We start from the raw sequence: 13,533 nt of genomic DNA, 5'->3' as shown, positions 1-13,533 counted from the left end.
TCCCAGCGTTCGCCCGTACGCGGCCGCCGGTCAAGCCATCACGTAGCGGTTCTTGCCGGCCGCCTTGGCCGCGTACATGGCCGCGTCGGCCTCGCGCAGCAGATCCGCGGCGAACGTTCCGCGCCGGTGCACGGCGATGCCGACGCTGGTGGACACGTGCGCGGGCACCCCGGCGATGTCGATCGGCTCCCGGACGTCGGCGACGATCCGCTCGGCCGCCGTGTACGCGTCGGCCACGTCGACGATCTCCTCCAGCAGGATCGCGAACTCGTCACCGCCGAACCGGGCCACCGTGTCGCCCTGCCGGATTCCCGACCGCAGCCGGTCCGCCACCACCTGCAGCACCGTGTCACCCGCATGATGGCCGCGGGCGTCGTTGATCTGCTTGAAGCCGTCCAGGTCGATGAAGAGGACGGCCACGGCGCCCGCCCCGTCGGCCTCCAGGGCCTGCTCCAGTCTCTCGTAGAACAGCTGCCGGTTGGCCAGCCCGGTCAGCGAGTCGTGGAACGCCAGCTGATGCAGCTGCGCCTCGACCTCCTCGCGCCGCACGATGTCCTCCCGCAGCGCCGCGGTGGCCACCTCGACCTGCCGGAACGCGCGGTTGCGGCTGCTGATCAGCACCCCGGTCATGACGGCCAGCATGACCGTCAGGGCCAGACCGGCCCCGCCCGAGAGCACGCTCATGCCCCGGTCGGTGGCGGTCAGCAGCCGGGTGGTCGGCCACATCGTGACCTGCCAGCGGCGCTGCCCCGCCCGTACGGAACGCTCGCGCAGCAGTTTGTCGTCGGCGACCCGCGTGCCCGGCCGCACCGAGGCGATCAGCCGGTTGTCGGCCGCGGCGTCGGTCAGGCTGGCCTGCACCGCACCCTGCCCCCGGTCGATCAGCGTCTGCGACAGGAAGTTCTGACCCCGTACGCCCATCACGACCCAGCCCTCGAACCGGTCCGGCTCGGCCGAGCCCATCCCGCTCATCACGGGCACGGCCAGCACGATCGAGGTCTGCCGGCGCTCGGCGGGCACCGAACGGTCGGACAGCAGCTGGTAGGCCGGGCTGATCACCATGGCGCTGATCTGCCGGGACAGCGTCATGGCCTTGGTCGCCTCGGGGCTCGCGGCCAGGTCGGTGCCGGGCACGGCGGTGCCGTTGTCGAAGACCCGGTTGAAGATCACGAAGTAGTGCTGGGCGCCGCCGACCGGTTTCAGCTCCAGCGCCGGGGCGCCCCGCGTACGCCAATGCCGCTGCACGGGCGCCACCTGGGCGCTGGTCGCGGGGACCACGAACGCGACCGCGCTGGCCCCGGGCAGGCGGGCCGCGTTGAGCCCGGCGCTCGACCGGCTGAAGTCGTCGTTGTCCAGGTCGGCCTGCGCGCCGACCGAGGAGGCCAGGTCGGACAGGGTTTCGCCGTACCGGCTGACCCGGTCGTCGATCGCCGCGGTGACGTCGTCGGCGTAGCGGTCCATGAGCTGCGAGGCGTAGACGTCCTCGCTGCGCCGCTGGGCGTCGAAGATCGCCACCGAGACCACGGTGCCGGTCACCAGCACGGCGAACACGAGCGCGAACCCGCTCCACCGCCCGCCTTCGCGCACTCTGTACTGTTCGGCACGCGTACGGGAACCCTGAGCGGCTATCCCGCCGGGGTCACCTCGTAAACGCTCCGGGCCAGCACGGCGGCACACCGCAGGTTGCGGTAGCGGCCGCGATGGTCGAGCCCGTAGCCCACGATCAGCCCCGGGCCGACGTCGAAACCCACGTACGTCGGGGTGTCGGCGAACCGGGCGGTCTCGGGCTTGCGCAGCAGCGCGCACACCGCGATCGAGGCCGGGCCGCGCTGGGCCAGGTTCGCGATCAGCCACGACATCGTCAGCCCGGTGTCGATCACACCGTCCACGATCACGACGTCGCGGCCCGTGATGTCGATGTCGAGATCCTTGAGCAACCGTACGGAACCCGACGCGCGGTTGTGGGTGGTGTACGACTTGACCGCCATCCAGCCGATCTCGAGCTGCCCCGGATAGGCGCGAGCCAGGTCGACCGTGAAGGTGGCCGCCCCGCCCAGCACACCCACGAACACCGGCGTACGGGCTCCGGCGGTCTCGTGCAGTTCACCCGCCAGCTCCTCGACGCGGGCCAGAATCTGCTCCTCGGCCAAGATCACCGCTTCGAGATCGTCCGCCACGTGTTCGGCGTCCACAGAGGTCCCCCCATCGGGTAGATCACCGGCAAATTAACTGCGTGTGACCGAAAAGTTCCTCGATTTCCGACACGCCCCAACCGCCCTTCCCGGCTTGTTCAACTTCTAGTAAGGTCCGCGCGGTTGATCGTTCATGTTTCCGGCAGCACCAGGAGTAGTCGCATGGCGCAGCGGTATCCCCTCGAAGTGATCCGCGACCGCACGTACAAACAGCGAGACGCGTGGTGGACCGTCGGCCTCGTCGACCCGCTCGCCTCCCGTCTCGTCTGGCTGGTCCAGCCGTGGCGCGCCGTCACCCCGAACCGCCTGACCACCTTGGCCTTCCTGATCGGCATCGTGTCCGCGTACTGCTTCTGGCAGGCCGACTACGGCTGGTTGCTGGCCGGCGCACTGCTCTTCCACCTCAGCTTCGTCCTGGACTGCATGGACGGCAAGATCGCCCGGCTGAACGGCACCGGATCGGCCTTCGGCTCCTGGCTCGACTACGTGCTCGACCGCCTGCGCGTGGCCATCTGCGGGGTCGGCCTCTTCGGCGGCCAGTACGCGGCCACCGACAACATGGCCTACCTGTGGCTCGGCGGGATCGTCATCTTCCTCGACATGTTCCGCTACTTGAACGCGCTGCAGATGGGCAAGGTCCGCGCCGACCTCAACCAGGACGCCGTGGTGATGACCGACGAGGACGCCGTGGCCGGCCCCGTCACCGCCCCCACGGCCACCGGCAACGAGTCCGCCGTGTGGCGCCTGCGCAACTTCCTGGTCCGCCACCGCATCCGGCCCCACCTGTTCAGCGGCATCGAGTTCATGATGTTCGTGTTCATCGTCGGCCCGGTCGCCGGGCAGATCCTGCTCGTGGGCGCCGCGTCCTCGGTGCTGATGGTCGCCTTCGAACTGCTGCTGATCTACCGCCTGTACGCCTACGCCAAGCGCAAGCAGGCGACCCAGCCCCCCGTCGAGACCCCCGCCGACCCCGTGCCCGCGACGGTCTAGCACATTCCGCCGGCCCACCCGCGGTTGTCCACAATCCCCGTTCGTCCACAGCCACCACGTCGCACGCCCGCCAAGATCGCCCCGACCCCGTAAAATCGGCGAGGGTGGAGGTCCCCCGGTTGGGGCGGGTCACAGGGGTGGGGTGATCTTGCTGGTGCGGCCGCGGGCGGACGCTTCTCAACAGTGATGGGGCCTCTTGCCGCTGTCAGAGGACGCGGTCCATGACGGTGACGTCGGCCAGCGGGATGAAGCCGCTGCCGACGTAGAGTTCCGACGCCCGCACGTTGGCCGTCTCGGTCTGCAGTGACAACCGGTGGGCGCCACTGGCGGCAGCCTCGTCGGCCACCGCCTCGATCAGGGCCCGGGCCACGCCACGGCGGCGGGCGGAGGGGCGTACGTAAAGGTCCCGGATCAGCCAGACCGTGCGCAGGGTGAGCGCGGCCGGCACGACGGCGACCGTGCAGATGCCCTCGGCGCCCTCGCCGTCAGGGGTGATGCCACCAGCGACGGCCAGGTAAACGCGGGCCCGGGCGGCGTCGATCTGGTCGCGGAGCCAGCTCGCGGCGGCCTCGGGGGCCGGGTTGGCCCCGAAGTGCTGACGGTATTCGTCGAGGAGGCGCGCGGCGGCCTCCCACGTCGCGGGGTCGTCGTCCCCCAGCCGCGTCACGGTCACCTCCCCATAATCACCTCTATCCTGCGCCAAAGCGGGCATAATTCCATCGTGGCGCACATCGACGAGGTGCTCGGACCGGATGACGACACGGTCACCTTCCTGCAGTCCCGGGCGATGGTCTACGTCACGATGCTCTGGGTGATCGCCGCCGTCTGGGCGACCACACTGGTTCTGTTCGTGCTGTTGCGGCTCGCGCTGGGCGACACCCCCTCCGCCGACGACGTGGTCCTCTACGTCGAGCTGGCCCTGACCGTGCCGGTCGCGCTGGCCGCCGTGATCCTGCTGGCCGCCTGGAACCGGCTGGGCTGGCTGCACAGCTCGATGCGTGGGCTCGACTTCGCCGCCACCGGCCGCCGGCCCGTGCACATCCCGTGGGCCGGCATCGAGGAGGTCGCGCTGCGCTACCGCGGACCGTTCACCGAGCTCATGATCACACCCGTGGACGCCGACTTCGTGGAGCCGGGCGGCGGGCCCGGCCGGGCCCCGCGCACACGTCGCCGCGACGGCGGGCGGGCTATCTACCTCGTCGACGTGGGCCTGATGTCCCCGGCCCCGTCCGTGCTGCTGGCCGAACTGCATCGGCGCCTGCCGGCCAAGGTCTAACCAGCGCTCCTTGTTCCGTACGTCTTGCGGCTTTTGCGGTTTACTACCGGCGGTGATGCCCGGCGGGCGCGGCGCGGCCGCCGAGTGGTGTGCGCGGGGTGAACGTAGGCTGTCAGCATGACTGAGTTCGACGGCCTCCCGCTGCTCCGATCGCCCGTGGCCATCGCCGCCTTCGAGGGCTGGAACGACGCAGCGGACGCATCGACCGCGGCCGTGGAACACCTCGAGCAGGTGTGGCAGGCCCGCGAGATCACCACCATCGACCCGGAGGACTTCTACGACTTCCAGGTCAGCCGGCCGACGATCACGATGGCCGAGGGTGAGACCCGCAAAATCGAATGGCCGACCACGCGGTTCACGGTGGCCAGCCCGCCCGGCGCCGAGCGCGACGTGGTGCTGATCCGCGGCATCGAGCCGAGCATGCGCTGGCGCACCTTCTGCGAGCAGGTCCTGGAGTTGTGTCACAGCCTCGAGGTCGAGCGCATCGTGTTGCTGGGTGCCCTGCTGGCCGACGTGCCGTACACCCGGCCCCTGCCGATCAGCGGCTCCGCCTCCGACCGTGACGCCGGTGAGAAGTACAACGTGGTCCCCACCCGCTACGACGGACCGACCGGCATCGTCGGCGTGCTGCACGAGGCGGCCGGGCGGGCCGAACTCGACGCGCTGTCGTTCTGGGTGCACGTGCCGCACTACGCGAACAACCCGCCCTGCCCCAAAGCGACGCTGGCCCTGCTCAGCCGCCTCGAGGACGTGCTCGACCTGCCGGTGCCGCTGGCCGACCTGGCCGAGGAGGCCGACGAGTGGGAAAAGCGCGTCCGGGCCGCCGCCGAGCAGGACGCCGAGCTGGGTGAATACGTACGGGAGCTGGAGGAACGCGTCGGTGACGAAGGCATCCAGCCGCTGACCGGGGACGAGATCGCCAGCGAGTTCGAGAAGTACCTGCGGCGCCGGGGCGGGTCGGCCGGTCCGACCGCCGGCTCCTGGTAGCGATCGCCATCTCGGAGCCCGGCCCGCTCGTCTGACGCGTGGCCGGGCTCTTTGGTTGTCCCCCATCGTCACACGGCTCGGTCGTGACCGCCGCCGACCGGGCCGTCGAGTCGGCGGTCCGGAACGTGCTGACCTCGGCCCGTCCGTCCGACGCGATCCCATCCGCCTTGACCTCCCGGGGCAGCTCGGCGAGGCCTCGAATTGCGGCGGCGCCCCCGCAACCGATAGGGCATCCTAGGAACCTAGGTGCATTGAATCGGCGAATGTAGGGTGGCGGGTTGGCGTGTCGCCGCTGGCGTGTCCTCGTCGTTGGGTCATCCTAGGAACCTAGGTGTGTAAATGGTGATCGGCGGGCCGCAGGCGCCTTGGCGAACCGCAGGGGCCTTGGCGGGGGCGAGCCTTGGCCGGGCGAACCTTGGCCGGGCGAACCTTGGCCGGGCGAACCTTGGCCGGGCGAACCTTGGCCGGGCGAACCTTGGCCGGGCGAACCTTGGCCGGGCGAACCTTGGCCGGGCGAACCTTGGCGGGGCGAGCCTTGGGGGGCAGGCGGGGCAGGCGGGAACGGCGGCGCGGGACGAGTGGTGCGGTGACAGCAGAAGCCTGGGCGACGCACGGCACGGAGAGACCGGACACGGGCAGTGCGTCAGACACTGGCACGAACGATCGACGAGCCGCTAGCGCAGGCGCGATCGACAGGCAGGACGAAGGCATCGGCAAGGAGGCCGGCAATGACGATCAACCCCGGAGCCGCGGAGTTCCCGCACCGCCAAATTGCCACCCAGCTGCGTGAACGTATCCGGCGCGGTGACTGGCAGCCCGGTGAGCGCCTCCCCTCGATCCCCGCGATGGCTGAGATGTTCGGGGTCGCCAAGCAAACCGTCCAGCGCACCGTCGATCAGTTGCGGGTCGAGGGCATCCTGATCACCAAGCCCGGTTCCGGCACGTACGTCCGGGGCACCCGCCGCCGCCTGAATCGGTTGTCGCGGGGGCGTTACGGCGCGCACCGGGGCTACCACGCCGATCTTGCCGCCCGCTATCGGCAGCAGCTGGTTTCCGTCCGTCGTGAGCCCGCCCCGCCGGAGGTGGCCGACGCGTTCGGGGTTCGTGACGGCACGGAGATGCTGGCCCGGCGGCATCTGGTGAAGACCGACGACGCCACGGTGGAGATCGGCGCCTCGTGGTTCCGGGTGACCGATGTGAGCGGCACGTCGCTGGAGCGGGCCGAGGCGTTCGGCCGGCCGCTCTATCAGGAGGCCGAGGAGGTGCTGGGCAAGCGTTACGCCTCGGCCACCGACACGGTCACCGCCCGGCAGCCGAGCCGCGACGAGGCCGAGGTGTTGCAGATCCGCCCGGACACCCCGGTGCTGCACCTGCTGCATGTGGCGTTCGACGAGTCGCGCAAGCCGATCGAGGTGGCCCAGGCGACGTGGCCGGGCCCGATGACGACGCTGACCGAGGAATACAAGATCCCGGCCCCGGCACCGCAGACCCCGGACACCGATCCGGGGTTGGCCCTGGCGTAGGGAAGCAGAGATGCAAAGACCCGAGGGGCCGGCGGCTCCCTCGGGTCGTTCCGGGCTGGGGACAGCCCTTTCGCGTTACGACACTCAGAAGATGTCGATGCCGATCCGGTTGCCGTTGAAGAAGCCGTTGTTCACGGTGTAGCTGTAGCGGTCGCCGTCCCAGAAGTCGTAGCCGCCACCGTGACGGTGGTGGTGGCGACGGTGGTGGTGGCTGTAGCCGTAGTAGTCGTCCTCGTCGCACCAGTAGTGCGAGGACTTCGACGCGCCGCTGTCGTGGGAGACGGCAGCCTGGGCGGGACCCGCGAGGGCGAGGCTCGCACCGGAGGCCAGGAGCAGACCGGCGAGGTACATGACCGGACGACGCATGATGGTTCCTTTCGGACGAAAGTAGGACGACCGAAAGTCTCGTCCTTTCGTCCGGGAAATGTGCCGGTTTTGCAGCAAGTACGACCAATTCGGTCGTAAACTCGAAAACCCGTCCGTAACGCGGCACGGACCATTAGGGTCGCCCGTGGCAGAAGTCCGCTCAGAAGTCTGCTCAGAGGCGGATTCCGAGCAGGGCGTCGACCGTACGGGCCATCAGCGCGGGCGCCTGATCGTCCTCTCCCACATTCGTGAGGGCGGCCTCGGCCCACGCGTCCACCACAGCCAGCGCCGCCGGCGAGTCCAGGTCGTTGTGCAGAGCCTCCCGTACGGCGGAGAGCAGCCCGTCCCCCGACGGACCGGCCGGGGCGGCGGCGGCCGAACGCCAGCGTGCGAGCCGCTCCTCCCCCGTCTTGAGCACGTCGTCGGTCCACTCGCGGTCGCTGCGGTAGTGGCCCGAGAGCAGTCCCAGCCGCACGGCCATCGGGTCGACCCCGTCGGCGCGCAGCCGCGACACGAAGACCAGGTTGCCCTTGGACTTCGACATCTTCTCGCCCTCGAGCCCGATCATGCCCGCGTGCACGTAGTGCGCGGCGAACGGCGCCTGCCCGGTCAGCGTCTCGGCGTGCGCGGCCGAGCATTCGTGGTGCGGGTAGAGCAGGTCGCTGCCCCCGCCCTGCACGTCGATCGTGTCGCCCAGCCGGCCCAGGGCGATCGTCGTGCACTCGATGTGCCAGCCGGGGCGGCCGGGGCCGAGGTCGCCGCCCTCCCACGCGGGCTCGCCGTCGCGGGCGCCGCGCCACAGCAGCGGGTCGAGCGGGTCGCGCTTGCCCTCGCGGTCGGGGTCTCCGCCCCGCTCGGCCGAGAGCACCCGCATCTCGTCGCGGGACAGGTTGGACTCGTAGCCGAAGCGGGGGGCCGCGGCAATCGAGTAGTAGACGTCGCCGGTGCCGTCGGCGAGCGTGTACGCCGCGCCGGAGGCCAGCAGCTCGAGCACGTGCTCGACGATCGCCGGGATGGACTCGACCGCGCCCACGTAATGCGCCGGCGGGATGATCCGCAACGCCTCCATGTCCTCGCGGAACAGGGCCGTCTCGCGCATGCCGAGGACGATCCAGTCCTCCCCGTCGCGCTCGGCCCGTTCGAGCAGCGGGTCGTCGATGTCGGTCACGTTCTGCACGTAGTTGACGTCGTGGCCGGCGTCGCGCCAGAGCCGGTTGACCAGATCGAACGTGATCATGGTGGCGGCGTGCCCGAGGTGGGTCGCGTCGTACGGCGTGATGCCGCAGACGTACATCGTGGCGGTGGAACCGGGGGCTGTGGCGGCGACCTCGCGGCGGGCCGAGTCGTAAAGGCGCGGCGACGGCGCCTCGCCCGGCAGGGTCGGCACGTCGTGCCCGGTCCAGGTATCCATGGTCAGGAGCCTAGCCAGGGCACCTGAGACACGCCCGAGAGCGTGGCTAAAACGACAGTCAGACCGGCGGCCAGGGAATGGCGGGCCAGTCCTCGGGCGGGTTCGGGAAGCGGCCGCCCCGCAGCAGGCGCCGGGTCCGTTTGCGCACGTGCTGCACCTCGGTGATCGTGAGGTGTTCCTCAAGGGCGGCGCCGAGCGGGCCGTCGAGCCGGCTGAGCAGGCCGTTGAGCACGTCGGAGGCCTCCGGGATCAGCTGCTGACCGGTCCAGCCCCAGAGCACCGTACGCAGTTTGTTCTCCACGTGGAAGCTGACGCCGTGGTCGACCCCGTGGATCGAACCCGTCGCCGGGTAGAGCACGTGGCCGCCCTTGCGGTCGGCGTTGTTGATGACCGCGTCGAAGACGGCCAGCCGGGCCAGCCGGGGGTCGTCGGCGTGGGCCAGCGCGTACGCGTCGCCGTCCTCGTCGCGGGCGTTGGCCACCGGCAGCCACCCCTCGGGCACGTCCCACGCCGGGACGAAGCCGATCAGCGACTCGGCCGTCTCCGGCTCGTCGATCCAGAGCTGCAGGGCGCCCGAGCCGAGCGGGCCGTCCCGCAGGATCGTGGGCGGCACCAGATCCCACCCGGTGGCCTGGGAGACCAGGTAGGCCGAGACCTCGCGGCCGGCCAGCGTGCCGTCCGGGAAGTCCCACAGCGGGCGTTCACCCTGCACCGGCTTGTAGACGCAGCGGCGGGTCAGCCCGTCGAGGGTGATCTCGGCCCGCAGCGTGGTGTTGGAGGCGTCGACCAGCCTGCCCTCGATCTCGAGCCGGCCCCGTTGCAGCAGGACGAGGGCGTCGGCCTCGGCCAGCGCGGCGGCGGGCTCGGTGGTCACCGGTGGTAGCCGTTGTGCCGGGGGCAGAGGTGACCGGCCGGGTCGAGCGGCTGGCCGCAGAGCGGGCAGGGCGGCCGGCCGGCGGCCACCACACGGCGCGCGCGGTCGATGAACGCGCGGGTCGCCTCGGGGGTCAGCCGCACCCGGAGGCGGTCGAGGTCGTCGTCGGGCTCGTCGTCCTCGTCGTCGTCCTCGTCGGTGACGGTGGGCTCGTCGTCGCCCAGCTCGATCTCGACCTCGGTCTCGCCGGCCTCGATCGCCTCGATGACCACGGTGCTCGTGTCGACGTCGAAGGCCAGGCCCAGCGTGCCGACCCGGAACTCCTCGTCGACGGGGGTGTCGAGCGGCTCGTTGTCGTGCGTGGCCAGCACCGGCAGCTCGGGCAGGGAGACGCCGAAGCGCTTGTTGGCCTCGGTCAGCAGCTCCTCGAGCTTCTCGGCGAGCAGCGACACCTGGACCTTCTCCAGCGCGACGCTGACGACCCGGCCGCCGCCACGCGCCTGGAGGAAGAACGTCCGGTCGCCGGGCTCGCCCACCGTCCCGGCGACGAACCGCTCCGGCGGCTCGAACGAGTGCACCTGGTGGGTCATGCCGACAACCCTATCCACGACCGGACCACCCCGCGCATCCCGATCGGCCCGGGTTCGCCGAGGGCGCAACACCCATCCACATGCGGTGACTCACCAGTCACAGAGGGAAGTCAGGCCCCGGCTCCGGCACCCCCGCCGACGGCCGCGTCGGAGCGGGCGCCGTCCTGCGACGGGGGCGGGATCAGCGACGCCAGGTCGGACGTGTCGTTCAGCCGTACGAGGAAGGGCCGGGTCGGCGTGTAGCGGATCACGCTGATCGAGGCCGGGTCGGCCACGATGCGCTGGAACTGGTCGAGGTGCAGACCCATCGCGTCGGCCACGATGGCCTTGATCACATCGCCGTGGCTGCAGGCCAGCCAGAGCGCGTCGGGGCCGTGCGACTCCGTGATCCGCGCGTCCCAGCGGCGGATCGTGGCCACCGCGCGGGCCGACATGGCCGCCATGGCCTCGCCGCCGGGGAAGACCGCCGCGCTCGGGTGCTGCTGCACGACCGGCCACAACGGCTCCTTGGCCAGTTCCTTGAGCGGCCGGCCCTCCCAGTCGCCGTAACCGCACTCGGTCAGGCCCTCGTCGATCACCGGCTCGGCCGCGGGCAGGGCCAGCTCGACGGTCGTGCGGCAACGGATCAGCGGGCTGGTCACCACGGCGGTCAGCGGCAGCGGGCGCAACCGCTCGCCGGCCCGCGTGGCCTGGGCACGCCCGGTGTCGTCGAGCTCCACGGGGCGACGGCCGGCCAGCTCGCCGGTGGCGTTGGCCGTGGTGCGCCCGTGCCGGAGCAGCAGAACGGTGGCCACTACTCGGCCACGCCGGACTCGTCGAACGCCTCGGCAACGATCCGCAGCGAGTCGAGGCCGCTCTTCAGGTCGCCGACGTACGGGCTGATCGAGAGCGTGCCCACGCCCGCCGCGGCGTACTGCTTGATCCGTTCCTTGATCTGGATCTTGTTGCCCAGCAGCGAGGTGCGCTCGATGAACTCCTGCGGCACGGCCTCGGCCGCCTCCGCCTTCTGACCACTGAGGTAGAGATCCTGCACCTTGGCCGCGGCGTCGGCGTAACCCATGCGTACGGCGAGCTGGTTGTAGAAGTTCTGTTCGCGGCTGCCCATGCCGCCGACGTAGAGCGACGCGTAGGGCCGGATGACGTCGGCGCACCAGGCCACGTTGTCGCCCACCACGACCGGCACGCTGGGTGCCACGTCGAAGCCGGTCAGCCCGAGGCCCTTCTTGGCCCGGCCCCGCTCGATGTGCTGCAGATACTCCCCCGCCGCGTCGGGCGCGAAGAAGATCGCCAGCCACCCGTCGGCGATCTCACCGGCGAGCTCCAGATTCTTGGGGCCGACGGCGGCCAGGTAGATCGGGACGGCCTCGCGGGGCGGACGGAAACCGAGCCGCAACGCCTTGCCGGGACCGCCGGGCAGGGGCAACGTGTGGTGCTCGCCCTGATAGGACACGGGTTGCCGGGCGATCGCCATCTTGACGATCTCCACGTACTCCCTCGTACGGGAAAGGGGTTTGGCGAAACGGACGCCGTGCCACCCCTCGGAGACCTGCGGGCCGGAGACGCCCAGGCCCAGCCGGAACCGGCCGCCGGACAGCGTGTCGATCGTGGCCGCGGTCATGGCCGTCATCGCGGGCGTGCGGGCGGGGATCTGCATGACCGCCGCGCCCAGGTCGATCTGCTGCGTCTGGCCGGCGATCCAGGCCAGCATGCTGACCGTGTCGGACCCGTACGCCTCGGCCGACCACACCACCGCGTAGCCGAGCCGGTCGGCCTCCTGCGCCATCGCCAAGTGATCGGCGGGCGTGGTCCACGCCGCCTGATAACCCAGGTTGAGTCCGAGCCGCACGATCTGCCTCCCACTGACGACGACGTCCCCCGAAGCCTACTGACCTCCGCCAGGTGATCTCGGTCAGGTAACCGACGGGGTTGACGTGGGCAGCGGCATTTCGCTATTGACAGACTCTGAATAAGGTTCACTCATGCTGCAACGACCGCTAGGCCGAAGCGGGCTGGCGGTCTCCCGGCTCGCTCTGGGCACCATGACCTGGGGCCGCGACACCGACCCGGACGACGCGGCGGCGCAGCTCAAGCTCTTCCTCGAGGCCGGTGGCACGCTCCTCGACACGGCCGACGTGTACGGCGACGGCGACGCGGAGTCGGTGATCGGCTCACTGCTCGACCATCTCGTGCCGCGCGACGAGGTGGTGATCGCCACCAAGGCCGGTCTGACCCCGCACGGTTACCGCCGCCGCGACGGCTCCCGCGGCAACCTGCTGCGCTCGCTCGACGCGTCGCTGCGGCGGCTCGGTACCGACTACGTCGACCTGTGGCAGGTGCACGGCAACGACCCGCAGACCCCGCTGGAGGAGACCCTGGCCGCCCTCGACCACGCCGTGAACAGCGGCCGCGTGCGTTACGTGGGCGTCTCGAACTTCGCGGCCTGGCAGGCGGCACGCGCCGCGACCTGGCAGTCGGCCTACCCGGGCCGGGCCCCGATCGTGGCCGCCCAGATGGAGTATTCGCTGCTCGAACGGGGCATCGAGCGCGAGTTGATGCCCGCCTCGCAGGCCCTGGGCTTCGGGGTGCTGGCCTGGTCGCCGCTGGGCCGGGGCGTGCTCACCGGCAAATACCGCAACGGCCGCCCGCTCGACTCGCGGGCCGCCACCGAGCATCTGGCCCCGTTCGTGCAGACCTACCTGGAGCCGCGCAGCTCCAGCATCGTGCAAGCGGTCGTCACCGCCTCGGCCGGGCTGGGCGTGACCCCGGTCGAGGTCGCGCTGGCCTGGATCCGCGACCGCCCCGGCGTGGCCGCCCCGATCCTGGGGGCCCGCACGGCCGGGCAGCTGCAGGGCGCGCTGCTCAGCGAGGAGCTGGTGCTGCCGATCGAGATCGCGCACGCGCTGGACGACGTGTCGGCGATCGACGTCGGCTATCCCGAGCGCGAAGGGGTCGGCTACCCGGACGGCGAGGACTGAGCTGTTCCGGCCCGGACGGCCGGGCGGACGGGCACCGTTCTGTGATCGTCACCGCAGCGGCCGCGCACCCGGCGTCAATGCTTGTCGGGTGCCTCGAAGCGGTGCACTCTAGCTTGCATGGACTACGAATACGCGCCGCTGCGGTTGCCCTCGAATGTCGATCGGTTGACCGCGGCGGCGAGACTCGCCATTCAGGCGGAGTTCTCGGGGTGGGAGCTAGCCCGGGTGCAGCTCTTCGCCGACGGCAGCCGCAAGGTGATGCTCCGCCGGCGCATCCAGCCCAGCCCGCAGCCGGGGCTGAGCTACTGAAGAAGGCCCGTCCAGGTGGACGGGCCTTCTTCGGTCACAG

16 protein-coding genes are annotated in these 13,533 nt (G+C 70.7%); 7 read left to right on the top strand and 9 right to left on the bottom strand.

The window, feature by feature from the left end; all coding sequences use genetic code 11:
• Positions 1-30: 30 nt before the first annotated feature.
• Both BKA14_RS04795 and BKA14_RS04790 read right to left on the bottom strand, forming a co-directional pair.
• Positions 31-1,587: a diguanylate cyclase domain-containing protein gene (locus BKA14_RS04795; protein WP_184949723.1), complete on the bottom strand. Its 1,557-nt coding sequence runs from the start codon at positions 1,585-1,587 to the stop codon at positions 31-33.
• Between the two features lie 38 nt (positions 1,588-1,625).
• On the bottom strand, positions 1,626-2,192 hold the full coding sequence (locus BKA14_RS04790) for a phosphoribosyltransferase (RefSeq protein ID WP_184949722.1): 567 nt from the start codon (positions 2,190-2,192) through the stop codon (positions 1,626-1,628).
• 162 nt (positions 2,193-2,354) lie between these two features.
• Here BKA14_RS04790 and BKA14_RS04785 point away from each other — a divergent pair, with 162 nt between their 5' ends.
• The gene (locus tag BKA14_RS04785; protein ID WP_184949721.1) at positions 2,355-3,182 is read left to right on the top strand and encodes a CDP-alcohol phosphatidyltransferase family protein; all 828 of its coding nucleotides are present in this window, start codon (positions 2,355-2,357) and stop codon (positions 3,180-3,182) included.
• A gap of 205 nt (positions 3,183-3,387) precedes the next feature.
• On the opposite strand, the gene BKA14_RS04780 is transcribed toward BKA14_RS04785, so the two are convergent.
• Positions 3,388-3,855 (bottom strand): GNAT family N-acetyltransferase, encoded by a 468-nt coding sequence (locus BKA14_RS04780; protein WP_203722023.1) that lies wholly within the window; start codon positions 3,853-3,855, stop codon positions 3,388-3,390.
• Positions 3,856-3,903: 48 nt separating this feature from the next.
• Between BKA14_RS04780 and BKA14_RS04775 the strand changes: the two genes are divergently transcribed.
• The 4 genes from BKA14_RS04775 to BKA14_RS04760 all read left to right on the top strand — a co-directional run bounded on the left by BKA14_RS04775 (position 3,904) and on the right by BKA14_RS04760 (position 6,968).
• The gene (locus tag BKA14_RS04775; protein ID WP_184949719.1) at positions 3,904-4,458 is read left to right on the top strand and encodes a hypothetical protein; all 555 of its coding nucleotides are present in this window, start codon (positions 3,904-3,906) and stop codon (positions 4,456-4,458) included.
• A gap of 117 nt (positions 4,459-4,575) precedes the next feature.
• Complete coding sequence (locus BKA14_RS04770) at positions 4,576-5,445, top strand: PAC2 family protein (RefSeq protein ID WP_184949718.1); 870 nt, start codon at positions 4,576-4,578, stop codon at positions 5,443-5,445.
• A gap of 339 nt (positions 5,446-5,784) precedes the next feature.
• Entirely contained in the window at positions 5,785-6,123 is a 339-nt protein-coding gene (locus BKA14_RS45490; RefSeq protein WP_184949717.1) for a pentapeptide repeat-containing protein, read from the top strand.
• A gap of 50 nt (positions 6,124-6,173) precedes the next feature.
• A complete protein-coding gene (locus BKA14_RS04760; protein WP_184949716.1) occupies positions 6,174-6,968 on the top strand; it encodes a GntR family transcriptional regulator in 795 nt (264 codons plus the stop codon).
• Positions 6,969-7,052: 84 nt separating this feature from the next.
• Here the strand turns inward: BKA14_RS04760 and BKA14_RS04755 are convergent, their stop codons facing one another.
• From BKA14_RS04755 to BKA14_RS04730, 6 genes are all read right to left on the bottom strand, one after another.
• Positions 7,053-7,334: a hypothetical protein gene (locus BKA14_RS04755; RefSeq protein ID WP_184949715.1), complete on the bottom strand. Its 282-nt coding sequence runs from the start codon at positions 7,332-7,334 to the stop codon at positions 7,053-7,055.
• A gap of 172 nt (positions 7,335-7,506) precedes the next feature.
• Positions 7,507-8,745 (bottom strand): cysteine--1-D-myo-inosityl 2-amino-2-deoxy-alpha-D-glucopyranoside ligase, encoded by a 1,239-nt coding sequence (gene mshC, locus BKA14_RS04750; RefSeq protein ID WP_184949714.1) that lies wholly within the window; start codon positions 8,743-8,745, stop codon positions 7,507-7,509.
• A 58-nt stretch (positions 8,746-8,803) separates the two neighbouring features.
• Positions 8,804-9,619: an SCO1664 family protein gene (locus BKA14_RS04745; RefSeq protein WP_184949713.1), complete on the bottom strand. Its 816-nt coding sequence runs from the start codon at positions 9,617-9,619 to the stop codon at positions 8,804-8,806.
• On the bottom strand, positions 9,616-10,209 hold the full coding sequence (locus BKA14_RS04740) for a DUF3090 domain-containing protein (protein ID WP_184949712.1): 594 nt from the start codon (positions 10,207-10,209) through the stop codon (positions 9,616-9,618). Before BKA14_RS04740 ends, BKA14_RS04745 begins: the two co-directional genes overlap by 4 nt.
• A 110-nt stretch (positions 10,210-10,319) precedes the next feature.
• Positions 10,320-11,003 (bottom strand): histidine phosphatase family protein, encoded by a 684-nt coding sequence (locus BKA14_RS04735; RefSeq protein ID WP_184949711.1) that lies wholly within the window; start codon positions 11,001-11,003, stop codon positions 10,320-10,322.
• Positions 11,003-12,055, bottom strand: coding sequence for an LLM class F420-dependent oxidoreductase (locus BKA14_RS04730; RefSeq protein ID WP_184949710.1), 1,053 nt, complete (start codon positions 12,053-12,055; stop codon positions 11,003-11,005). The genes BKA14_RS04735 and BKA14_RS04730 overlap by 1 nt, the downstream gene beginning before the upstream one ends.
• A gap of 133 nt (positions 12,056-12,188) precedes the next feature.
• On the opposite strand from BKA14_RS04730, the gene BKA14_RS04725 reads away from it, so the two are divergent.
• Positions 12,189-13,184 (top strand): aldo/keto reductase, encoded by a 996-nt coding sequence (locus tag BKA14_RS04725; protein ID WP_184949709.1) that lies wholly within the window; start codon positions 12,189-12,191, stop codon positions 13,182-13,184.
• A 117-nt stretch (positions 13,185-13,301) separates the two neighbouring features.
• The gene (locus BKA14_RS04720; RefSeq protein WP_184949708.1) at positions 13,302-13,493 is read left to right on the top strand and encodes a DUF5703 family protein; all 192 of its coding nucleotides are present in this window, start codon (positions 13,302-13,304) and stop codon (positions 13,491-13,493) included.
• Positions 13,494-13,533 lie beyond the last annotated feature (40 nt).

Source organism: Paractinoplanes abujensis, from assembly GCF_014204895.1.
In the GTDB taxonomy this organism is placed as follows: domain Bacteria; phylum Actinomycetota; class Actinomycetes; order Mycobacteriales; family Micromonosporaceae; genus Actinoplanes; species Actinoplanes abujensis.
This window is presented reverse-complemented; position numbering and strand designations above follow the sequence as displayed.